This window comes from Microvirga ossetica (assembly GCF_002741015.1).
In the GTDB taxonomy this organism is placed as follows: Bacteria; Pseudomonadota; Alphaproteobacteria; order Rhizobiales; family Beijerinckiaceae; genus Microvirga; species Microvirga ossetica.
Genome location: NZ_CP016616.1, coordinates 4,733,313 through 4,753,908, shown reverse-complemented (window position 1 = coordinate 4,753,908; position 20,596 = coordinate 4,733,313). Strand labels below are relative to the sequence as shown.

The following is a 20,596-nucleotide window of genomic DNA, read 5'->3' as shown; positions in this document are numbered from 1 at the left end:
CGGGGCGCCAAAGGCGAGCCCGGGATCCATAACCGCTAGCGTTGCAAAACGAGCCGTGACGCTGCTCGCCCCTTCATGAAACGCCGTGGTTATGGATCCCGGGTTCCGCTGTGCGGCCCCGGGATGACCGTGGAGGAAAGGGCTGAGCCGCGTGGAAGTTGAGTGAAGAATCGGTAACGAACGTCTTCCATCCGGCGCGGTCCTGCGTAAGCTAGCGGCTTCCGCGACCTGTCGCGATCCATGACCTTGAGGGAGTTCCCGCCTGATGACGAAGCGTTTTCTGACCGCCGCTCTTCTTCTCTCCGTCAGCGTCATCCCGGCCTATGCGGCCAAGACCTCCCTCGTGGTGGGCATGCCCATCGAGCCGCCGGGGCTCGATCCGACGGTCGCGGCCCCGGTCGCCATCCGCGAGGTCACGTGGGTCAATCTCTACGAGGGCCTGGTGCGCATCGACCGGACAGGCAAGGTGCAGCCGCTCCTCGCCAAGAGCTGGGAGGTCTCGCCCGACGGCCTCACCTATACCTTCCGCCTCCAGGAGGGCGTGAAGTTCCATGACGGCTCGAGCTTCGATTCGGCGGATGTGAAATTCGCCTTCGACCGCGCCCGCGATCCGAAATCGACCAATGCGCAGAAGCAGATCTTTGCGCCGATCGCCTCCATCGAGACGCCGGATCCGGCGACCGTGACGATCAAACTGAAGGAAACCTCCGGTAACTTCCTCTACTATCTCGGCTGGGGCGATGCGGTGATCGTGGCTCCGGAGACGGCGGCGACCAATGCGGCGAACCCGGTCGGCACCGGCCCCTTCAAGTTCAAGTCCTGGACCCGAGGCGACCGGGTGGAGCTCGTCCGCAACCCGGATTACTGGCAGAAGGACAAGGTGAAGCTCGACAGCGTCACCTTCCGCTTCATCAGCGACTCGCAGGCCCAGGTCGCGGCCGTCAAGGCCGGTGACGTGGATGCCTTCCCGAACCTCGCCGCTCCCGAGCTCTTCGCCGAGTTCCAGAAGGATCCGCGCTTCAAGGCGGTCGCCGGCAACACGGAGGGCGAGACCGTCGCCGGCATGAACAATGCCAAGAAGCCCTTCGACGACGTGCGCGTGCGACGCGCGCTGATGCATGCGATCGACCGCAAGGCGCTGGTCGAGGGCGCCTATTCCGGCCTCGGCAAGCCCATCGGCAGCTTCTTCTCGCCGAACAATCCCGCCTTCGTCGACATGACGAACGTCATTCCCTACGACGTGGAGAAGGCCAAGGCGCTGCTGAAGGAGGCAGGCTACGGCAACGGGTTGTCGATCACCATCAAGACGCCTCAGATGGCCTATGCCAGCCGCTCGGCGGAGCTCATCTCCGCCATGCTGTCGGAGGTCGGCGTCGACATGAAGATCATCCCGACCGAGTTCCCGGCCAAGTGGATCGAGGAGGTGTTCAAGAACAAGGATTACGACGTCACCATCGTCTCCCACACGGAGCCGCTCGACATCGATATCTTCGCCCGCGACACCTACTACTTCAACTACAAGAACGACAGGTTCAAGGCCGTGTTGGCCGAAGCGGCCAAGACCACCGACGAGAAGGCGCGCTACGCCAAATATGCCGAGGCCCAGAAGATCCTGGCCGAGGACGTGCCCGCCCTCTTCCTGTTCCAGCTGCCGAAGCTCGGCGTGTGGAACGCGAAGGTCCAGGGCCTGTGGGAGAACTCGCCGATCCCGTCGAACGACGTGACGGAAGTGTCTTGGAGCGAGTGATCGCTGACATCGCCGCCTCTTCCCTCCCTCTTGTGGGGAGGGCTAGGGTGGGGGTGTGAGCGCCATCTCATCAGGATGTGGCGTTGACACCCCCTCCTCCAACTCCTCCCCACAAGGGGGAGGAGAGTACACTGGCATGGAATGCATCGCTCTCTCGTCACATGTGTGACCGGCATAAGGCCCATCTAAATTATGCTGCGTCTCATCATCACCCGCCTCGTCTCGCTCGCCGTGACATTGCTGTGCGTCTCGCTGGCGATCTTCCTGATCCTCGAAGTCCTGCCCGGCGATCCGGCCGCCATCATGCTCGGCACCGCCGCGCGTGAGGATACGCTTGCCGCTTTGCGACAGGAACTCGGGCTCGATCAGCCGGCGCTCGTTCGCTACCTGCACTGGATCGGCGGGCTTCTCCACGGCGATCTCGGGCAGTCGATCACCTACAAGATGCCGGTGTCGACCCTTGTCGCGGAGCGCCTCAACGTGACGCTGCCGTTGAGCCTTCTGGCGATCCTCATCTCGACCGCGCTCGCCCTGCCCCTCGGCGTCGCCGCAGCCGCGCGCCGCAACGGCGCTGTGGACCGGGCCGTGCTGGTGTTCAGCCAGCTCGGCGTCGCCGTGCCGAATTTCTGGATCGGCCTTCTGTTCATCCTGTTCTTCTCGACCTGGCTCGGATGGTTTCCCGCCGGCGGCTTCCCGGGCTGGAGCGCGGGGATCTGGCCGGCCTTCCAGGCGCTTCTGCTGCCGGCCGTCGCGCTCGCCCTGCCTCAGGCCGCCGTGCTCACCCGCGTGACGCGCTCGGCGACGCTCGACGTGATCGGCGCCGATTTCGTGCGCACCGCGCGGGCAAAGGGCGTCGACAGGAGCGCAACGCTGCGCCGCCACGTGGTGCCGAACGCGCTCATCCCCGTGACCACGATCTTGGGCCTCCAGCTCTCGTTCTTCTTCGGCGGCGCGATCCTGGTCGAGAACGTGTTCAACCTGCCCGGCCTCGGACGGCTGGCCTATCAGGCGCTCAACCAGCGCGACCTCGTGGTGATCAAGGACATCGTGCTGATCTTTTCCGGACTTGTGATCGTCGTGAATTTCCTCGTCGATATCGGCTATGCCATCCTCGACCCGCGCCTGAGGGGACGCTCATGAGCAAGCGTTCGCGCATTCCGCTGAACTCCGCCCTCGTCGTCGGCGGCATCCTCACAGCGCTCCTCATCGTCACGGCGCTGGTGTCGCTTGTGTGGACGCCCGAGCCTCCCACACGCGTGCGCGTCGCCATGCGCCTGAAAGCGCCGGGCGACGTCGGCATCCTCGGCACCGATCATTTCGGCCGCGACGTCGCCTCGATGCTCATGGCAGGCGCCTGGAACTCGCTCGCCATCGCCTGGCCCGCAGTGCTGCTGGGCGCCGCCATCGGCACCGCCATCGGCTGCGCCGCTGCGGCCTGGAAGGGCCTCGCCGACGAGATCGCCATGCGCGTGTCGGACGTGGTCTTCGCCTTCCCGGCCGTGCTCTCGGCGATCATGATCGGCGCGCTCGTGGGCTCGGGCCCGCTTGCCGCTATTCTCGCGATCGCCGTGTTCAACATCCCGGTCTTCGCCCGCGTCACGCGCGGCGTCGCGCTGCAGATCTGGACACTCGACTACATCGCCGCGGCGCGTGCCATCGGCAAGCATCCCTTGCGCATCACTTGGGAAGACGTGATGCCCAACATCGCCGGCGCGCTGATCGTGCAGGTGACGATCCAGCTCGCGCTCGCCATCCTCACAGAAGCGGGCCTGAGCTATCTCGGTCTTGGCGTGCGCCCGCCCAATCCGAGCTGGGGCCGGATGCTCAGCGATGCGCAGACCTATCTCTCGCAGGCCCCTCACCTCGCCATCGCCCCCGGCATCGCCATCGCGCTCTCGGTGCTGGGCCTGAACCTTTTAGGCGACGGCCTGCGCGATGCGCTCGATCCGACATTGAAGGGGCGCGGGGCGACGGCTTGAGAGAACCCACAGAAACGACACTCGACCTCATCCTGAAAGTTTGGCTGATCAAGGAAGCGCGGAGTGTTTCCCTCCCCCTTGCGGGGAGGGATGAAGGGTGGGGGTCGGAAAGTCGGAACGCTGTGCTTCATCAAGACGGCGCGGGATTGCTACAGCGCCTTTCTTGTCTGAGCGATCACCCAGCTGCACGACCCCACCCCTGCCCCTCCCCGCAAGGGGGAGGGAAGATTGCGTCTAAACCGCCCTGCTCATCGCCTTGTGCACCTCGCTCAGGATCTCGTAGGAGCGCAGGCGTTTCCCATGGTCGTAGATCGCAGAGGCGACCATCACCTCGTCGGCGCCGGTCTCCGCGATGAAGCCTTCGAGCCCCTCGCGCACGGTCTTCGCCGAACCGACGAAGGAGCAGGAGAGCATGTTCATCGCCTGCGCTTTCTCGCTCGGCGTCCAGTAGGTCTCGATATCGTCGATGGGTGGCTGGAGCTTGCCGCGGGCACCGCGGAACAGGTTGGTGAAGGATTGCTGCGGCGAGGTGAAGAGGTGGCGCGCCTCCTCGTCGGTATCGGCTGCGATCACGTTGACGCCGACCATGGCATAGGGCCGGTCGAGCTGCGCGGAGGGCTGGAAGCGCTCGCGATAGACCTGCAGAGCCTGCATCAGCGCGCCCGGCGCGAAATGCGAGGCGAAGGCGTAAGGCAGGCCCAGCATCGTCGCAAGCTGCGCGCCGAACAGGCTTGAGCCCAGAATCCAGATCGGCACGTTGGAGCCGGCGCCCGGCACGGCGCGGATCGCCTGATCCGGCTGGACGGGTGCCAGCAGCGCCTGCAATTCGAGCACATCCTGCGGGAAGGTATCGGCGGCCATCGGGTCACGCCGCAGCGCGCGCAGGGTACGCTGGTCGGTGCCGGGCGCGCGGCCGACGCCGAGATCGATGCGGCCCGGAAACAGCGCGTCGAGCGTGCCGAATTGTTCGGCGATCACGAGCGGCGAATGGTTCGGCAGCATGATGCCGCCCGCGCCGACCCGCATGGTCTTCGTGCCGCCGGCCACATGGCCGATGACGACGCTCGTGGCTGCGCTTGCGATGCCGACCATGTTGTGATGCTCGGCGAGCCAGTAGCGATTGTAGCCCCATCGCTCCGCGTGCTGCGCCAGATCGAGCGTGTTGCGCAGGGCATCGGAGGTCGTGAAGCCTTCGGGCACGGGCGCGAGATCGAGGACCGAGAAGGGTGGCATGGCGCAGCTTCTTTCGAATGCATCGGACTGACGGCGTTGCAATAACAGATCAGGTCTGCATGGCATGGATGCAAGCCCGACTTCGCTTCGGTGAGGTCAGGTTAGGCATGCGCGGTGCGCAACCAAAAGAAAACCCGGCGCCGTGGGACGGCGCCGGGTCATCGGTTTTGCACGACAGAACCGATCTCAGCCGCGTGTGCGGGCGCGGATCATGTAGGTGTCGAAGGCATACTCGGCCACTTGGAACCAGAGATATTCCTCGTTCCGGAACGCGCGGATCGAGTCGATGATCTTCTTGAAGTCCGGGTTCTGGGCGGAGATTTCCGCATAGACCTCGTTCGTCGCCTTGTAGGCGGCATCGAGAATCTCGGGCGAGAACGGGCGCAGCTGCGCGCCAGCGCCGACAAGGCTGCGCAGTGCGGCCGGGTTCTTGGCGTCGTATTTGGCGAGCATGTCCACATTGGCGGCCATGCAGCCCGCCTCCAGGATCGCCTGATAGTTCTTCGGCAGCGATTCCCACTTGGCCTTGTTGAACAGGAAGTGGATGGTCAGGCCGCCTTCCCAGAAGCCCGGATAGTAGTAGTACGGCGCGACCTTCTGGAAGCCGAGCTTCTCGTCGTCATAGGGTCCGATCCACTCGGCCGCGTCGATGGTGCCGCGCTCGAGGGACGGATAGATGTCGCCGCCGGCCACCTGCTGCGGGATGACGCCCAGCTTCTGCATGACCTGACCGGCGACGCCGGCGATGCGCATCTTCAGTCCCTGCAAGTCCTGAACCGTCTTGATCTCCTTGCGGAACCAGCCGCCCATCTGGGTGCCGGTATTGCCGCCGGGAAGCGCATAGAGGTTGTGCTTGGCCATGAACTCGTTCACGAGGCCGATGCCGCCGCCGTGATAGTTCCAGGCATTGAGCTGGCGGGCATTGAGGGTGAACGGGAGCGCGGCCGCCGCGGCGAAGGTCGGGTCCTTGCCGACATAGTAATAGGCGGCCGTGTGGGACATCTCGACCGTGCCGCTCGACACCGCATCGGCGGCCTGGAAGGTGCCGACGATCTCGCCCGCCGAGAACGGCTGTATCTGGAACTTGCCCTCGGTCGCCGCCGACACGAACTTCGCCAGGAAGTCCGCGCCGCCATAGATCGTGTCGAGCGATTTCGGGAAGCCCGAGGTCAGGCGCCAGCGGATTTCCGGGCTCGACTGGGCGATCGCGGGCTTGGCGACGGCGCCTGCGGCGAGGCCTGCGCCGGCCGTGGCGAGAAAATTGCGGCGTTTCATAAGTGCCTTCTCCTGTTCAGGGGCATGTCGCGCTTTTTGAGGGTGTCTCGGTAACAAAGGATGGGTGGCATTCCGTAAAGTTAGACTAAAGGCTAAACTTGCATGGCAAAGATCTTCTGCGCCCGGAACGTCCTTTTCCCTGCTCGCGCAGGCGGATCGCGTCAAACCGTTGATATGACGGAGATGTAGCCATCAGACTGGAGATCAAGCGGCGCCTCGCCAGGGTCGGAACCGCGCGGACGATATGAACTGAGTGCAAGCAGCCTCTGCCAAGCTTGCATGGAGAGCATGGCTTTGCGCATCGTGCGGAAAAGTGGATCCGGTTTTCGCTGACGCGGCCCTCTGGGTCCGCTCCGGACGATGCGCTCTTCAAAGAGCGGAGCATCGGACCGTTGTGTTTGGCGCAGCTTTCTTCAGCAAAAGACCCAACACTTGAAATGATACAGTGTATGAGCTTATAATCTTATGTAACGAAATATAGCTTCCGTTTATTGCGATAATAATCGCTGATCAACATAAGAATTAACAATCAGTATTTATGAAATATACCTCCAAGGAGCCTCCTCAAGCATTACTTTACGCCTCAAAGTCGTCACATTCATTAACTGAGCTTGGGGTGAACGAGGGGAAGAGCCAACGCGCTCTTATAGGCCAATGCGCAAGACGTTTACTTTGCTTGGAGCCTCAGTCGTCATCTTCGGAATCATGAATAGCGCCGGCGAGGCCCGGCTCGTCCGCTACGAGATCAACGGTAAGCAATACTCGTACAGCACCAACAACATCGCTCAGACGGCAGAGGCCAAGAAACGGATTGCGGCTGCAAAGGCCGCGGAGGCCGCGAAGGCGAAGGCCGTTGCGGAAAAATCCAAGTTCCCGCTGACCGCCGCTTTCGGCTCCCAGGCGCAGAAGGATGCGGAGGAGACCGAGAAGCAGCTTCGGCAGATCCTGGCAAAGGCTCCGGCGGACGAGGCCGAAGAACCGTTCGTCAAAGTTTCATCGGATCGTGACGGAAAGGCACAGGACAAGCCGTCCCGTCAGGCTACAGTCAGCAAGCCACCTCAGAAGGCCGTCGCTCCGATCCGCAGCCAGGCCGTGTCTCTGCCGCGAATCGTTCCCGTCGTTGCCGAGCCGCTCGATGCTGCGGCTGCGACGAAGCTCAAATCCATCACCTTCAACGTCGAGAGCGGCATCCGGACGATCATCAAGGTCGACGGGACGATCGAGGAGGAACCGTTCGACAGCCGCGTCCTGTCCTATCTCATCCCCGAGTTGGAGAACGCGAACAGCCTTGTCGCCTTCGTGAAACAGCTGCGCCAGCTTTCGCAGGAAGAGGCGACCGGCTCGATCAGGACCAGCGTTGCCGAGCCGGAGCTCGTCAGGGACCGCTGATATCGTCCGGGAGCCCGGCCTCAACGACCGATCACTCCCGCTTCCAGGATTCGCAGGCGCGCCGCCTCGCAATCAATTTCCGCCATGACGCCGTAGGGCAACGTGGCGATCGGATCCGTATGGCCGAAATCGAGTTCGGCCAGCACCGGAAGACTCTGCAACCCGGCCTCGTCGAGCGCGCGAACCACCGCTGCCTCCTGCTCTGTCCGGTATGCATCATCCCCCTGCCCGCCGGGGCGGCCGAGAACGATGCCGGACAAGCGCGCGAGAATGCCTTGGGCGGCAAAGTCGCGCAGCCAGCGGATCACCTGGCCTGCTGCAGGGCCCTCCTCCGAGGTCTCGTAGAAGAGGATCGCCCCATCCCAGTATTCCGCCGGTGGCCACCAATCGGAGCCTTTCAGCATTTCCAGAACCTCGGCGCAGCCGCCGATGAGATGCCCCCGGACGGTGCCTGTTCCCTGCAGGACCCGCGGACCGGTCGAGGGCTTCAGTACGCGGCGGCGGTTCTGGTTGTCCGGATCGGCCCAGGGCAGATGCTCGACGGTCCACCCCTCCGCATTCCGCGCGATCTCTCCGATGGGCGCCGTCTCGAAGACGGCCTTACGCAGCGAGGTTTCGGCATAGGCATGCATGCCGCCGTTTTCCGCAAAGCCCGCCATGATCGTGGGGCCGTAGAAAGAGCCGAGGCCAGCCTTGAGGCAGCCGAAATGCAGCACGGTCGGATCAGAATAGCCGAGAAACACCTTCGGATTCCCGGCGATCACGTTCAGGTCGATATGCGGGATCAGGCGGATCGCATCGTCGCCGCCGATGCTGGCGATGATCCCCTTGATCGAGGGATCGGCGAAAGCCGTGTGGATGTCGTCGGCCCGCGCTGCGGGATTACGGCCGAGCCAAGCGGCGTCGCGGAGCGCATGGGGCATCGCGACGGGCTCGAGCCCGAAGGCCTCGGTGAGGTATCGCCTGCCGGCCTAGAGCATCGGACGGTTAAACGGACGCATATCCGGCAGCCTTAAGGTAGTTCCAGCACTCTTGTGGTTCGAACAGGTTGCAGATCTCACCGAGCGCTCGCCAGAGCGCGTCGAACGTTCGGGCCTCGGCCTTGCGCAAGTGCGCTTTGATCTTGGCAAAGGCCTGTTCAATTGGATTAAGATCAGGCGAATAAGCAGGTAAAAACAGGAACCAGGCTCCGCGTTGCTTCAGACACTGAGCGGCCTTCTCGCTCTTGTGGACAGCCAGGTTGTCGAGGATCACCACATCGCCTTTGCGCAGCGTCGGCGCGAGCTGCGTCTCAATGTAAGCCTCGAACGCCAACCGGGTGATCGGGCCATCGATGATCCACGGCGCGCACAACTCGTTGCACCGTAGCCCAGCCAGAAAGGTATGGGTTTTCCAGTGTCCAAAGGGAGCTTTCATGCGTAGGCGCTGGCCCCTGCGGCTCCGCCCGCGCAGGCGCGTCATCTTGGTGTTGACATACGTCTCGTCCAGGAACACCAGCCGGTGCGTCTCCTGGCGCATGCGCGGCTGGCGCTGGGCATGCCAGACCCGGCGCTCATCCCGCACATCGGCGCGTGCGCACTCCGCCGCCATCAGGCATTTTTTTATATGAGAAGCCGTGCCGGCACAGGAAGCGCGAGAGCATCGCGGGAGCCGCAACGATCCCATGCTCAGTCAGCAGCCTTGCGGCCAGCTCGGGCATGGTGATGGCCGGCTCGGCCTCGACCGTCTGGATCAAGAAGCTCTCATAGGGCACCAGCTTGCCGCGTCCGGGCGGACGGCCTTGCCGGGCCGGTGCCGGCGAGCCGAACCGCCGCTTCCGCTGCACCAGCTTGATGGCGAAACTCTCGCTGACGTCAAAGTGCTGGGCTGCCGCCCGGCAGGAATGACCTGCATCGACAAAGTCGGCGACGCGCACCCGCAGATCCAGGGAATAGCAATGACCCATAATCCACCTCCCAGTCCAGGCAGTGAATCACAGCTCGGCCTCGCACAGAAGCCAGGAGTCTCATTTCCGGTCCGAGGCTCTAGTAGCGATGCGGAAAGACGGCAGGCCCGCCCCAGCTCGTCGAGACGATGGCGACGCGATCTCCGGCCTGAAGCGCCCGAGGCTTGACGAGAGGCTTTTGCCACCAGCGCTGCACGACATCCCCCACCAAACGAACTCGGCTCAATAATGCGGCGGGGGACGGTCGGGCGCGGATCCGCCCGCATTGTCCTCGACCTCCTGAACCCGGTCCAGCACTTCGCCCAGCTGCCGCCTGAGAGCGTCGATCTGCTTCCACTGGGCGATGACGGTCTGGTTCAACTCCTCGATGGTCTGATCCTGGTAGGCGACGCGCATTTCCAGGGCATCGATGCGGGCCTCGAGATCACTCATCGGATGGCCCCGTCTCGCCCGGACGCTCGACGAGACCGTGGCCGAGGGCGATGCGCTCGTCGAAGACGAAGCACTCGCCATTCCACCGGCTCTCGGTCTGCGGAACGTCCTCCAGGTATTTCAGGATGCCGCCCTTCAGGTGGAACACCTCCTCGAAGCCCTGAGCCAGCATGTAGGAGCTGGCCTTCTCGCACCTTATGCCGCCGGTGCAGAACATGGCGACCCGTTTGTGTCGCGCGGGGTCGAGCTCGTCGCGGACGAAGTCCTTGAACTCGCTGAAGCGCGCGATGCGCGGATCGACAGCCCCGGCGAAGGTGCCCATCCCGACCTCGAAATCGTTGCGCGTATCGAGCACCACGATGCCGGGCTCGTCCATGAGCCTGTTCCACTCGTCCGGCGACACATAGGTCCCCACCCGGCGCAGAGGATCGGTCTGGGGATCGCCGAGGGTCACGATCTCCTTCTTGAGGCGCACCTTCATGCGCTTGAACGGCATCTCGGAGGCAATGGAGTACTTCAACTCGAGATTGTCGAGACGTCCCGCGAAGAGCAGGCCGGACTGCATCTCCGACATGAGGGCATCGATGGCCTCGTCACGCCCGGCGACGGTGCCGTTGATCCCTTCATGCGCAAGCAGGAGCGTGCCGCGGATCCCGAGATCCTGGCACAGCCTGTGAAGCGGCTCCTTCAGCTCGCGAAAATCGGGCAGCGGGACGAATTGATAGAGGGCGGCAACCTTGTACGTCATGGCGGCTGTTTATCAGCCCGAGCGCGGACGGGGAACCCGTTTCCACCGGTCGTCGGTGTCGCTTCGATAACCATGCCCACTGTCATCACCGGCCTCGTGCCGGTGATCTCGATCCGAAAAGCGCATGCCCTCAAATCGGGATGGCCGGGACAAGCCCGGCCATGACGTGTGAGTGTCAGTCGTAGACGCCTACAACCTCGGCCAGGGCCGCTTGTCCGCGCACATCGCCTCCCACGCGTGCGAGAGCCGCAGCACGCCGACATCGTCGAAGCGGCGGCCGATGATCTGGAGGCCGATGGGCAGGCCGGCCTTCGTGAAGCCCGCATTGACCGAGGCCGCCGGCTGATCGGACATGTTGAAGGCGACCGTGTAGCCGATATGCTCGAAAGGCTCCTCCGGATTGTGGATGGGAGACGCCAGCTCCGCCGGATAGGCGACGCAGGGTGCGACGGGCGCGATGACGAAATCGAAGCGGCGGGTGGCCGCGACCGCCGCATGGCGCATCGCCATCATCTGGTTCATGCCGCTATAGACCTCCGCGCCCGTCAGGTCCTTTCCGCCTTCCGCCCATTGCAGGATGTAGGGCAGGATTTTGCCGCGCGCCGCTTCGCTCAACGGAGCGATGTCCATCCACGCGCGCTGGCGCCAGAAATCGTCGAGCCCGTCGAGCATCTCCCGCATGATGAAGGCCGGCATCGCCTCGACGATGGCGCCGGCGTCAGCAAAGGCCTTCGCCGCGTTGTCGATGCTTGCGCGGACTTCCGGATCGAGCGGCATCCCGACGCCCGCATCCATCATCACGCCGATCCTCAAGCCCTCGATGTCGATGCCGAGATCGAGCCAGGGCAGGTCCTCGTAAGGAAGGCTCATGGGATCGCGGTCGTCCGGGCGCACGAGGCTTCGCATCATGAGCGCGGCATCGCGCACCGTGCGGGTCATCGGACCGGCCACACGGCCGTAATAGGCAGGGTCGATCGGGATCCGGCCGAAGCTGGGTTTGAGGCCGAATACGCCGCACCAGGCTGCCGGCAGGCGGATCGATCCGCCGATATCGGTGCCGATGTGGAACGGCCCATAGCCCGCGGCCGCCGCTGCTCCCGCCCCGGCCGAGCTGCCGCCGGGATTCTTGGAAAGGTCCCATGGATTGCGGGCAAGCGGATGGAAGCTCGAAAGCCCCGAGGAGAGCATGCCGTAATCGGGCATGGTCGTCTTGGCGAGGATGACGACGCCATCCTCCCGCAGCCGGGCTGCCGACGGTGCATCCTCGGGTGCCGGAACGAGCGGCCGCGCGGCCGTGCCGAGCGGCACCGGGGTACCCTTCGTCGCGATGTTTTCCTTGATCGTCGCGGGGATGCCGTCGAGGGCCCTCGCCTCGCCTTTCATCCAGCGCTGCTCGGAGGCCGTGGCATCCCGAAGCGCCGCGTCCGGATCGAAGGCATAGAGCGCCTGAAGCTGCGGCTCATAGGCTTCGATGCGGGCAATGACGGCCTTCGTGACATCGACGGGCGACGCTGTCTTGCGGGCGAATGCGTCGAGAAGTTCGGAGGCGGGCCAATCGGCGAGATCGGCCGGGGAATCCCCGCCTGCCGGATACGAAGGCGACTGCGTGCTCAATGCGAAACTCTCCCCTCAACGGATTCGGTTTGTCGCCATGCTGAAGCCATCCTGACGAGGGGTAAACCGGTTTTGTGAAGGCTTCCGCGCATGGGCCCATGTCGCCGGCGCAGGGGACGCACGGGCCTGCCCTGCCCTTTGGAGGGAGAGGCCCGGAGTCGGCGGCACGAAGCCGAAGGGATTTCGTTTGTCTGCTGCCGGCCGGACCCGAAAAGCCGGCAACGGACAATTGACAAGCTTACTCAGCCTGAAGTTGTGCTATTGTCCTGGTATCGAAGCGGTCGATGTCCTGGACAGGCATCGTGAACGAGGCAGTGGCACCTTGCCATGAGATATGGTTCAAAGGCGTCCGTTCACAGGAATAGCCGGCTCCTCGCTGCGTTGGAGCCCGAAGACTTCCTGTGGCTCGAACCGCATCTCGAGATCGTCGGGCTGCCGCGCGGCAGGATCATTTACCAGACCGGCGAGACCATCCGGCATACCTACTTTCCGCACGATGCCATCGTGTCCCTCGTCACCGACCTCCAGAACGGCGGCTCCGTCGAAATGGCTGTATTCGGCCGGGAATCGGTCCTCGGCTTCACCAGCGCGCTCGTGACTCGTCAGTCCTTCGGACGTTACGTCACCCAGATCCCGGGATCCGCCACGCGCGTTCCTCTCGACCGCCTGACGGCGGCGATCGGCGAGCGTCCCCGGATCCGCCAGGTGCTGTTCCGCTACATCGAGGCTCTTCTCGCGCAGACGCTGCAGAGCGTTGCGTGCAATGCCGTTCACAGCGTGGAAGCTCGATGCTGCCGCGCGATCCTGAGCACTCGCGACAGAACCGATAAGGACGACGTACCGCTCACCCATGAGACCCTGGCGGAGATGCTGGGTGTGCAGCGCTCGACCGTGAGCAGCGTCGCGAGCGCGCTCCAGCGGGCCGGTCTGATCGTTCAAGGCAGAGGGACGATTCGAATCACCGATCGGGACGGTCTCGAGAGCACAGCCTGCGAGTGCTACCGCACGATCTGCCAGAGTTTCGAGCGGCTTCTGCCGGGCGCGCTCAGATGTGACTGACACCCTTTCGGGCTCATGATTGCCGTCGCACACGGCAAGTTGATGGAGAAAGATTTCTCCGGCTCTGTCGGGTTCCCAACAGACGAGGTATCTCTACCTTACTATCCTTAAGCTCTATTAACTCTAGGTTAATTAGAGGAAAGAAATGAACGAAACTAAGTTTCAAAAACATGAATCTGACAAAGGGGCTAGTCTTCCCAAAATATACTCACCCACATTCCGACCCTTGCTGCAATCTCTCCTGGCGACCTTGGCGGATATCGATTTCGACTATGAGCAGGAGCGCGAGAAGTTGTGCAGCGACTCACCCAACTCGAACATCAAGATCCGCGCACTCGAAAAGCTCAAGGCCCGTCATCGCGAGCGGCGCGAACCCTACATTCAGCAGCTCGCCGTCCTGCAGCAGCGGATGATGGACCTTCGCCTGTCTTAAAACCTACTCATCTCCGGTGCAATTCATGCACTAAGCATCGCGGGGAACGATAAAACTTCCGGGGGCAAAAGCACTCGATGATCCAGGTCACATCGGTGCGTTCACAAGACCTGAGCATACTCCAACTGCTCTCGAGGGATTCTATCCAATGACCGAGGAAGAGATTGAAGTCGTTGCGGAAGAACTGGCCAAGATCGGTGGTGTGAGCTGGTATTCGGGCCGGGAGAAAGGAAGCCTCGTCAGGGTCGTTTGCGACCGATATCGCGAGCGGGCGCGGCTGGCGATCGAAGCGCTTGAACGGTGTCGGGCCATCCGCGACGCCGCCCTCACCCAGGACAACGAGCGACCCCTAGGCATCGCTCTCCCGCACTACAGCTACAACGAAGATATCAAGCCCGGATCGACAGTGATCTACCGTCCACCGGGAGACCGCAGGGCCTATCCCTGCCGCGTCGTCGAGATCGAAGGCAACCGCGCCTACCTTGCCCCCATCCTCCGAGCCTGCACCGAGTGGGTCTCCATCGAGCACCTCGTCCCGTCCCGCGAAGCGGACAAAGCCGTGGCCCACGAGTGAACGGCCGGGGCGGCTCCTTCAGAAGCCGCCCTCACCGTTTCACGCCGCCTATTGCGGCAGCTTGCCGTAGGTTCCGCCCTTCCAGATATTGATGTCGTATTTCGGATCCTTGATGTCGCCCTTCTGGTCGAAGGTCACGGGACCGATCACGGTGTCGACATTGGTACTGCGAAGTGCCTTCGCCACCGCTTTCGGATCGGCGCTGCCGGCCTTCGCCATGCCTCCCGCCAGCGCCTGGACGGTGGCGTAGGAGAACAGGGTGAAGCCCTCAGGCTCGAAGCCGATCTGCTTGAACTGCGCAAGCGCTTCCTTGGCGGTGTCGCTGCCGCGGGCATCCGGCGGGAAGGTGAACAGGGTTCCTTCGGCTCCAGGCCCTGCGACCGCCCCGAATTCCGGCGTCGCGATGCTGTCGCCCATCATCAGCTGGACCTTGTAGTTCTGATCCGCCGCCTGGCGCATGATGAGGCCGCCCTCGGTGTGATAGCCGCCGAAATACACGAACTCGACGCCCTGGCTCTTGAGGCGGTTGACCACAGCCGTGTAGTCCTTCTCGCCCGCATTGATGCCCTCGTAGAGCACCTCCTTGACGCCGGCCGCGTTCAGGGACGCCCTCACCACATCCGCGAGCCCTTTGCCGTAGGCGCTCTTGTCGTGAAGGATGGCGATCTTCTTCGATCCGAAATTCTGCTTGATCCACGGTCCGATGAACTTGCCTTGGGCATCGTCTCGGCCGTAGAGGCGCATGATGGTGGCCCATCCCTGCTCCGCGGCCTTGTCGGTCATTGCCGGATTGCTGGAAGCCGGGCTCATCATGAGCACGTCGGCTTCGGCATAGACCTCCGAGGCCGGGATCGACGATCCCGAGCAGGCGTGGCCGTCGACGAACTTGATGCCGTCGGAGACGATGCGGTTTGCGATCGCCACCGCCTGCTTGGGATCGCAGGCATCGTCATAGACAGCGATCTTTACGTTCTTACCGTTGACGCCGCCAGCCTTGTTGATGGCCTGCGCGGCGAGCTCGGCACCATGCTTGAGTTGCTCGCCGATGCTGGCCACCGCTCCGGTCATCGGGCCGGCGACCGCAATGGTGACGTCTTCCGCTCGGGCGAAACCCATCGAGGCCAGCAAGGCCAGGACGGACAGCTGACAGGCGTTCCCTCTGTTCATGATCTGCCTCCTATGCCGCTTCAGGTCCGGAAGCGGTCGATCTGGAACCGGGAGATATCGTTGGCCGGCGTTTTGCCAAGGGCAAGGTCGGCCAACACCTCGCCGATCACGCTCGCGAACTTGAAGCCATGGCCCGAGCAGGGCGAGGCAAGGACGACCCGCGGATCGACAGGCGACCGGTCGATCACGAAATCCTCGTCCGGCGTGCGGGTATAGATGCAGGTGCGCATCGCCCGAAGCGGTCCGTTCGCGCCAGGCATCGCAAGGGCGAGCATCCGCCTGATCTGCGCCTCGTCGGCCGTATCCCCGTCCTGCGACAGCTCATCGGCACGCGTGAGCACGGCGCCCTTGCGATGGGACGCGGTCTTGACGCCGGTGCCGGCGAGATCCGGGAAGCCGTAGCAGGCATCGTCCTCGGATTCGAGGATGAAGACCGGGCAGTTCTCAGGCGCGTAATGGGCCGGCTGAAGCGGCGCGAACCAGCCGAGCACTTGCCTGGTCAAAGTGAGATGCGGCTTCAATTCGGGCGCGAAATCGCCGATCCAGGCTCCCGCCGCAACGATCACCGAGCCGGCCTCGATCGTGCCGGCATCGGTTCGCACGCGAATGCCTGCACCGAAGGGCTCGATGGCGAGAACACGCGTCCGGGTGCGAACCTCGGCGCCATGTCGCTCCGCCTGCGCGACGAATTGCTGGATGGCGAGCTCCGGCCGCAGGAACCCGCCCTCCGGCTGAAACAGGCCCGTCCACTGGGACGGCAGGCTGAAGGCGGGAAAGCGCCGGTTGATGTCGGCGGCGCCGAGCACCTCATGCTCGAGTTTATGCAACCGCGATGCCTCGAGCGAGCCTTCGACGACCGGACAGCCGGGATAGCCCGCTTCGAGCACGCCGGTCACCGTCAGAATGGTCTTTCCGGAAAGCTGCTCCAGCTCGCGCCATTTCTCCATCGCGCGGCGGGCCAGCGGAACGTAGGACGGATGCTCGAAATAGGAGAGCCGGATGATCCTGCTCTCGCCATGGGAGGAGCCCTTGTCGTGCCCGGGCTCGAACTGCTCGATCCCGATTACCCGTCGCCCCTGATGGGCGAGATTGAAGAGAGCGGCACTCCCCATCGCTCCCAGCCCGATCACCGCCACATCGAACGTCGCCATCGACTGACCTCACAACATCGACACTATCGGGCGTCACATTCCTCAACGCGAGATCGCCCGTCAATGCGCTCCGTCGCGGGCGGCAAGAATGCCGGATGCATGGCTCCTCGGCGGGCAAGAGAAATTCCATCATTCTCGCCAGGCGACAATCGGTTTCTGGAACCGTTTCGGCTTGGCGGCGGTTCTCGTGGATTACACACAGGGAGGAACGACATGAGCCGTGGTTTTCCATCCATGACAGCCCTTCTCGGGCTGCTTGCCGTCGCCGGCTACCAGAACCGGGACAAGATTGCCGAAATGCTCGGCGGTCTCACTTCTAACCCGCAAGGTAATCCGCAAGGCGGACAGGGCGGCACCAGTCAGTTGCCTGGCGGTCTCGGCGGCTTGGGCGGTCTTCTGGGTGGTCTCGCGGGCCAGGGTCAGGGTTCGGGCGGCTTCCTGAACGGCGGGCTGGGCGAACTCCTCGAGAGCTTCCAGAAAAACGGCCAGGGCGACGTCGCCGATTCCTGGGTCGGCACCGGCCCCAACAAGGAGGTTGCCCCGCCGCAGCTCGAGCAGGCGATCGGACCCGACGTGCTGGACACCCTGACACAGCAGACCGGCCTGTCCCGCGAGGAGATCCTCGCCCGCCTGTCGCGTGAGCTGCCGCGCGCGGTGGACCAATACACGCCCGAGGGCCGTATTCCGACCGCCTGAGTGCAGTCCGGAGGGATAGCGCAAGGGGACGGAGAGCTCATCGCTTCCGTCCCCTGAAACTTTATCCTTAAGGATCGGACGCCTACCTCCATCGCTTCCCGCCAGACCTTTCGCATTTCGGGTAGCTTGTTCAAGCCTGCTGGGGGAACCGGGCATGGAGGGGTTGATGCATACAGACCGCTTCGTGGTCTTCAAACTGCAGGACGAGTGGCTGGTTACCTATTCCGATCGGAAGCAAACAGCATTCGCAACGCGCGAGGATGCGGAACGCTCCGCGTTCGACGCAGCGGATTCGCTCGCATCCCACGGCCGCATCGTCTCCGTTCTCATCATCCCGGACGGCTCGGAACCCGTCTCCGAGCGCTCCACACGAGGGAGAGAACCCAACGGGAAGCCGAGCCTGAACTGAGAGCGGCATGAAGCGTTCCCGGCGGCACTTCCATGGGTTTCGTCGGCTCGCTTGTGCGCGGCCCTTGGGCTAGACTTTGGGAACGATACGCACCTCACCGGCGGGATGTCTGCGATGCTCTGGGCTAGGAAAGCAATCGACCCTGCTGAATGGGGGCCGACACAGGATCAGTTCGAGGAACTCTTCGTCAAGCTGGGGAGCCCGAAGCAGATGATGCTGGTCGCCTCGTTCGACGTCGCCTCCGGCGGCTCGACCCTTCTCATGAGCCTGCCGAACACGACTTTCCTCGGCTCCTTCACGGGCTTCGAAATGGTGCTGGAGAGCGAGCTGCCGTCCGAGGCGGCGCTTCTCGTCGGCCGCTCCGACGAGGTGGAGAAGCACTTCCGCTACCCGGCCCGGAGGCCGCCTCTCTAAGGGCCGATCTTTCCACTGCACCGTCTTCATCAACGCAAGCCCGAGGAAAGCTTGGGCATTGGATTGCCACAATTCGCCGCCAATAGCCTAGGTCGTTCGCGCCGCCGGCCAGGGAGAGAAGTGTGACCGCAGCCCACGATTTCGACGAGATGGTGGATCTCCTCGCGCTGAGCCGGCCGGTCGAGCGGGCGGGCGGCTCGGCGATGGCCTGCAAGATCGCGACCCTGCCGCTCCGGGATGCGGTCGCCCTTGTCGTAGAGGAATGGGCGGACGATAAGTTCAGGCAATTGAGCGCCGTGATCGTGCGCCGGTCCGGCCCTGCCATCCGCAGCCTGGAGGAGATCAAGCGCCTCTATGCGACGGCCGAGCCGACGATGGCCTGAAGGAGACGGCCCGGCAGACATTCTGCCCGCCATTTAGGCTCCTAGGCTCATATTTCACCAGCACCGTCCCTTTCTATCCGGAAAGAACGGGCTCTTAATGGGCCCGGTTCGACGATGGATGAGGAGAACGGGGTGGAATTCGACGAAGCGCATGGCTCGTGCCCGAAATGGTTTCCCGTCTTCCTGTCCGGCATCGGACTGGCGAGCCTCGCTCTCTCCAACCTGTTCTGGTAGACGCCGCACCCGATCGGCACGATTTTCGTCCTTGACGAAAGAACCCCATTCGCGTCTATTGCGCCACCTGCGAAGCGGGATCCGATCCCGCACCATTCGCCTGGAGACGTGGCCGAGCGGCTGAAGGCACTCGTTTGCTAAATGAGCATACCCCAAAAGGGTATCGAGGGTTCGAATCCCTCCGTCTCCGCCATACCCCCTTCCATCACCCTCTATCCCCGTGTCTGAAAGCCTTGATTCCCTAGGGTTTCGCGGCACAGTGCTTCAATCGCTGTCCACCAGTTTCCATCCCAATCTACGTCCTCTGGCGGGGCGAATGGCGGGGCGGAGCGGCGGATGGACGCCCTGGAGGGGATGGATGACGCGGGTTCTGAACAAGTTGACGGCACGGACCGTCGCCACTCTCACGGAGCCGGGCCGCTATTCCGACGGCGGCGGTCTGGTCCTGCTCGTGGACGGCACGGGAGCCAAACGCTGGCTGTTCATCTACCGCTGGCAAGGCCGCCGTCCCGAGATGGGTTTGGGCAGCACTAGATCCTCGGCACAGTGATCATGACCTTTTGGCGAGTGGCTCGAGAGGGCCGGGTTTGGGATAGGCGCGGCCCATTTTGGCCCGGGCCTTTTCGGTCGTGAACATCCAGGTGATGCGTGCGCCGGCGGCGTTACGCTCGCGCTCCCAGGCAGCGATTTCCCGCTCGAGCTCCTCGCGCGTGTCAATACGCCGATCCAGGCACTGGCCCTTGAGCACCCCAATCTCGATCTCGACCATGTTCAACCAACTCGCATGCTTGGGGGTGTAGTGGAACTCCAGATGCTGCAGGAGGCGATGCGCCTCGTCAGGCGGGAAAGCCTGGTAGAGCGAACCGGGCGTGTGCGTCGACAGGTTGTCCATCACGACCCGGATCCGCTCGGCCTGCGGAAAGTCGACATCTACAAGTTCGCGCATGCACCGGGCGAAGTCGCATGCCGTGCGTTGCTCGCTGACCTTGACCCGGCGCCAGGGCCGATGCGCGTCAAGGACTACGAACAGGTTCACCGTACCACAGCGGCGATACTCATAATCGACCCGCTCGATCTGCCCGGGCGTGGCCGGGAGCGGCTGACGCGTCTCGCCGATGAGCTGGACTGGGCTCTCATCAAAGCAAACCACCGGGTGCTGCGGATCGGACGGCTCGGCGTAGAGATCAAGCACGTCCTCCATGCGGGCGACGTATTCGCCATCAATCTTCGGAACGCACCACATCTTCTGCCGCCAGGGCTTGAGCGCGTTCTCGCAGAGTCGCCGGCGCAGCGTCTCCCGCGACAGGCTCTCATGTTGGGTGAGCCGCACGATCTCGCCGGCCAAGAGTTCCAGCGTCCAGCGGGCCCGGCCCGCGGGCGGCTTTGCGCAGGCGGTTGCCACCAGCAGCGCCTCCTCCGGGCCTGAGAGCTTGCGGGCGGCGCCGGGACGGGGCTCCTCGCTGAGGGCCCGCTCCAGGTTGCCCTCCACGAAGCGGCGCTTGGTCCGATACACGGTCGCGCCGCCGACCGCGATACTTTGGGCAATCGTCTCGTCTGGCACGCCAGCATCGGCCGCCAGCAGGATCTGCGCGCGCTTGAGCGTGCGAGCGGCCTGCTTGCCGCCGCTGAGCATCGCCTGGAGGTTGGCACGCTCGGCCTCGCTCAGCTCAACCCGGTAGCATATGTTCATCTCGGCCTCCCGCATGAGAGACCC

The 20,596-nt window shown here is 63.7% G+C and carries 21 protein-coding genes, 1 tRNA gene and 1 pseudogene; 13 read left to right on the top strand and 10 right to left on the bottom strand.

What is annotated here, in order from left to right; translation table 11 throughout:
- Nucleotides 1-265 precede the first annotated feature (265 nt).
- The 3 genes from BB934_RS22785 to BB934_RS22775 all read left to right on the top strand — a co-directional run bounded on the left by BB934_RS22785 (nt 266) and on the right by BB934_RS22775 (nt 3,726).
- Entirely contained in the window at nt 266-1,747 is a 1,482-nt protein-coding gene (locus BB934_RS22785) for an ABC transporter substrate-binding protein (RefSeq protein WP_099511712.1), read from the top strand.
- A 192-nt stretch (nt 1,748-1,939) separates the two neighbouring features.
- Nucleotides 1,940-2,887 carry an ABC transporter permease gene (locus BB934_RS22780; RefSeq protein ID WP_099511711.1) on the top strand — a complete coding sequence of 316 codons (948 nt, stop codon included), beginning with the start codon at nt 1,940-1,942 and terminating at the stop codon, nt 2,885-2,887.
- Nucleotides 2,884-3,726 (top strand): ABC transporter permease, encoded by an 843-nt coding sequence (locus BB934_RS22775; protein ID WP_099511710.1) that lies wholly within the window; start codon nt 2,884-2,886, stop codon nt 3,724-3,726. The genes BB934_RS22780 and BB934_RS22775 overlap by 4 nt, the downstream gene beginning before the upstream one ends.
- Before the next feature lie 234 nt (nt 3,727-3,960).
- Here BB934_RS22775 and BB934_RS22770 read toward each other — a convergent pair whose 3' ends face one another.
- Both BB934_RS22770 and BB934_RS22765 read right to left on the bottom strand, forming a co-directional pair.
- The gene (locus BB934_RS22770; protein ID WP_099511708.1) at nt 3,961-4,959 is read right to left on the bottom strand and encodes an LLM class flavin-dependent oxidoreductase; all 999 of its coding nucleotides are present in this window, start codon (nt 4,957-4,959) and stop codon (nt 3,961-3,963) included.
- A 186-nt stretch (nt 4,960-5,145) separates the two neighbouring features.
- Nucleotides 5,146-6,234, bottom strand: coding sequence for a TRAP transporter substrate-binding protein (locus BB934_RS22765; RefSeq protein ID WP_099511707.1), 1,089 nt, complete (start codon nt 6,232-6,234; stop codon nt 5,146-5,148).
- Nucleotides 6,235-6,939: 705 nt separating this feature from the next.
- On the opposite strand from BB934_RS22765, the gene BB934_RS22760 reads away from it, so the two are divergent.
- Nucleotides 6,940-7,623: a hypothetical protein gene (locus BB934_RS22760; protein WP_157934279.1), complete on the top strand. Its 684-nt coding sequence runs from the start codon at nt 6,940-6,942 to the stop codon at nt 7,621-7,623.
- 20 nt (nt 7,624-7,643) lie between these two features.
- Here BB934_RS22760 and BB934_RS22755 read toward each other — a convergent pair whose 3' ends face one another.
- From BB934_RS22755 to BB934_RS22730, 5 genes and pseudogenes are all read right to left on the bottom strand, one after another.
- Complete coding sequence (locus BB934_RS22755) at nt 7,644-8,546, bottom strand: S66 family peptidase (RefSeq protein WP_099511703.1); 903 nt, start codon at nt 8,544-8,546, stop codon at nt 7,644-7,646.
- Between the two features lie 64 nt (nt 8,547-8,610).
- Nucleotides 8,611-9,568 (bottom strand): annotated as a pseudogene (locus BB934_RS22750) (IS630 family transposase).
- Nucleotides 9,569-9,790: 222 nt separating this feature from the next.
- Nucleotides 9,791-10,000, bottom strand: a complete 210-nt coding sequence (locus BB934_RS22740; protein WP_099511702.1) for a SlyX family protein — start codon at nt 9,998-10,000, stop codon at nt 9,791-9,793.
- Nucleotides 9,993-10,748: an oxygen-dependent tRNA uridine(34) hydroxylase TrhO gene (trhO, locus tag BB934_RS22735; protein WP_099511701.1), complete on the bottom strand. Its 756-nt coding sequence runs from the start codon at nt 10,746-10,748 to the stop codon at nt 9,993-9,995. The genes BB934_RS22740 and trhO overlap by 8 nt, the downstream gene beginning before the upstream one ends.
- A 189-nt stretch (nt 10,749-10,937) precedes the next feature.
- Nucleotides 10,938-12,362, bottom strand: a complete 1,425-nt coding sequence (locus BB934_RS22730; RefSeq protein ID WP_099511699.1) for an amidase — start codon at nt 12,360-12,362, stop codon at nt 10,938-10,940.
- A 327-nt stretch (nt 12,363-12,689) separates the two neighbouring features.
- Between BB934_RS22730 and BB934_RS22725 the strand changes: the two genes are divergently transcribed.
- The 3 genes from BB934_RS22725 to BB934_RS22715 all read left to right on the top strand — a co-directional run bounded on the left by BB934_RS22725 (nt 12,690) and on the right by BB934_RS22715 (nt 14,428).
- The gene (locus BB934_RS22725) at nt 12,690-13,421 is read left to right on the top strand and encodes a Crp/Fnr family transcriptional regulator (RefSeq protein ID WP_099511697.1); all 732 of its coding nucleotides are present in this window, start codon (nt 12,690-12,692) and stop codon (nt 13,419-13,421) included.
- A gap of 145 nt (nt 13,422-13,566) precedes the next feature.
- Nucleotides 13,567-13,854 (top strand): hypothetical protein, encoded by a 288-nt coding sequence (locus BB934_RS22720; protein ID WP_157934278.1) that lies wholly within the window; start codon nt 13,567-13,569, stop codon nt 13,852-13,854.
- Nucleotides 13,855-14,002: 148 nt separating this feature from the next.
- Nucleotides 14,003-14,428: a hypothetical protein gene (locus BB934_RS22715; RefSeq protein ID WP_099511692.1), complete on the top strand. Its 426-nt coding sequence runs from the start codon at nt 14,003-14,005 to the stop codon at nt 14,426-14,428.
- Nucleotides 14,429-14,476: 48 nt separating this feature from the next.
- Here the strand turns inward: BB934_RS22715 and BB934_RS22710 are convergent, their stop codons facing one another.
- Together BB934_RS22710 and solA are read right to left on the bottom strand one after the other, a co-directional pair.
- Nucleotides 14,477-15,595, bottom strand: a complete 1,119-nt coding sequence (locus BB934_RS22710) for a branched-chain amino acid ABC transporter substrate-binding protein (RefSeq protein ID WP_099511690.1) — start codon at nt 15,593-15,595, stop codon at nt 14,477-14,479.
- A 20-nt stretch (nt 15,596-15,615) separates the two neighbouring features.
- Nucleotides 15,616-16,746 carry an N-methyl-L-tryptophan oxidase gene (gene solA / locus BB934_RS22705; RefSeq protein ID WP_099511689.1) on the bottom strand — a complete coding sequence of 377 codons (1,131 nt, stop codon included), beginning with the start codon at nt 16,744-16,746 and terminating at the stop codon, nt 15,616-15,618.
- A gap of 213 nt (nt 16,747-16,959) precedes the next feature.
- Between solA and BB934_RS22700 the strand changes: the two genes are divergently transcribed.
- The 6 genes from BB934_RS22700 to BB934_RS22675 all read left to right on the top strand — a co-directional run bounded on the left by BB934_RS22700 (nt 16,960) and on the right by BB934_RS22675 (nt 19,432).
- Entirely contained in the window at nt 16,960-17,442 is a 483-nt protein-coding gene (locus BB934_RS22700; RefSeq protein WP_099511687.1) for a YidB family protein, read from the top strand.
- Nucleotides 17,443-17,608: 166 nt separating this feature from the next.
- Entirely contained in the window at nt 17,609-17,851 is a 243-nt protein-coding gene (locus BB934_RS22695; protein ID WP_099511685.1) for a hypothetical protein, read from the top strand.
- A gap of 114 nt (nt 17,852-17,965) precedes the next feature.
- Nucleotides 17,966-18,265, top strand: a complete 300-nt coding sequence (locus tag BB934_RS22690) for a hypothetical protein (protein WP_099511684.1) — start codon at nt 17,966-17,968, stop codon at nt 18,263-18,265.
- Between the two features lie 122 nt (nt 18,266-18,387).
- Nucleotides 18,388-18,648: a hypothetical protein gene (locus BB934_RS22685; RefSeq protein ID WP_099511682.1), complete on the top strand. Its 261-nt coding sequence runs from the start codon at nt 18,388-18,390 to the stop codon at nt 18,646-18,648.
- 336 nt (nt 18,649-18,984) lie between these two features.
- Nucleotides 18,985-19,075, top strand: a tRNA-Ser gene (locus BB934_RS22680).
- Nucleotides 19,076-19,240: 165 nt separating this feature from the next.
- The gene (locus tag BB934_RS22675; RefSeq protein ID WP_099511680.1) at nt 19,241-19,432 is read left to right on the top strand and encodes an Arm DNA-binding domain-containing protein; all 192 of its coding nucleotides are present in this window, start codon (nt 19,241-19,243) and stop codon (nt 19,430-19,432) included.
- Here BB934_RS22675 and BB934_RS22670 read toward each other — a convergent pair whose 3' ends face one another.
- Nucleotides 19,433-20,572 (bottom strand): IS630 family transposase, encoded by a 1,140-nt coding sequence (locus BB934_RS22670; RefSeq protein WP_099511657.1) that lies wholly within the window; start codon nt 20,570-20,572, stop codon nt 19,433-19,435.
- Between the last annotated feature and the right edge of the window lie 24 nt (nt 20,573-20,596).

Coding starts and splice junctions, on each gene's coding strand:
- solA (WP_099511689.1), bottom strand. CDS start 16,746: ATGGCGACGTTCGATGTGGCGGTGATCGGGCTGGGAGCGATGGGGAGT.
- BB934_RS22695 (WP_099511685.1), top strand. CDS start 17,609: ATGCATACAGACCGCTTCGTGGTCTTCAAACTGCAGGACGAGTGGCTG.
- BB934_RS22670 (WP_099511657.1), bottom strand. CDS start 20,572: ATGAACATATGCTACCGGGTTGAGCTGAGCGAGGCCGAGCGTGCCAAC.
- BB934_RS22700 (WP_099511687.1), top strand. CDS start 16,960: ATGAGCCGTGGTTTTCCATCCATGACAGCCCTTCTCGGGCTGCTTGCC.
- BB934_RS22780 (WP_099511711.1), top strand. CDS start 1,940: ATGCTGCGTCTCATCATCACCCGCCTCGTCTCGCTCGCCGTGACATTG.
- trhO (WP_099511701.1), bottom strand. CDS start 10,748: ATGACGTACAAGGTTGCCGCCCTCTATCAATTCGTCCCGCTGCCCGAT.
- BB934_RS22755 (WP_099511703.1), bottom strand. CDS start 8,546: ATGCCCCATGCGCTCCGCGACGCCGCTTGGCTCGGCCGTAATCCCGCA.
- BB934_RS22725 (WP_099511697.1), top strand. CDS start 12,690: ATGAGATATGGTTCAAAGGCGTCCGTTCACAGGAATAGCCGGCTCCTC.
- BB934_RS22785 (WP_099511712.1), top strand. CDS start 266: ATGACGAAGCGTTTTCTGACCGCCGCTCTTCTTCTCTCCGTCAGCGTC.
- BB934_RS22675 (WP_099511680.1), top strand. CDS start 19,241: ATGACGCGGGTTCTGAACAAGTTGACGGCACGGACCGTCGCCACTCTC.
- BB934_RS22720 (WP_157934278.1), top strand. CDS start 13,567: ATGAACGAAACTAAGTTTCAAAAACATGAATCTGACAAAGGGGCTAGT.
- BB934_RS22710 (WP_099511690.1), bottom strand. CDS start 15,595: ATGAACAGAGGGAACGCCTGTCAGCTGTCCGTCCTGGCCTTGCTGGCC.
- BB934_RS22775 (WP_099511710.1), top strand. CDS start 2,884: ATGAGCAAGCGTTCGCGCATTCCGCTGAACTCCGCCCTCGTCGTCGGC.
- BB934_RS22715 (WP_099511692.1), top strand. CDS start 14,003: ATGACCGAGGAAGAGATTGAAGTCGTTGCGGAAGAACTGGCCAAGATC.
- BB934_RS22760 (WP_157934279.1), top strand. CDS start 6,940: ATGAATAGCGCCGGCGAGGCCCGGCTCGTCCGCTACGAGATCAACGGT.
- BB934_RS22770 (WP_099511708.1), bottom strand. CDS start 4,959: ATGCCACCCTTCTCGGTCCTCGATCTCGCGCCCGTGCCCGAAGGCTTC.
- BB934_RS22765 (WP_099511707.1), bottom strand. CDS start 6,234: ATGAAACGCCGCAATTTTCTCGCCACGGCCGGCGCAGGCCTCGCCGCA.
- BB934_RS22740 (WP_099511702.1), bottom strand. CDS start 10,000: ATGAGTGATCTCGAGGCCCGCATCGATGCCCTGGAAATGCGCGTCGCC.
- BB934_RS22690 (WP_099511684.1), top strand. CDS start 17,966: ATGCTCTGGGCTAGGAAAGCAATCGACCCTGCTGAATGGGGGCCGACA.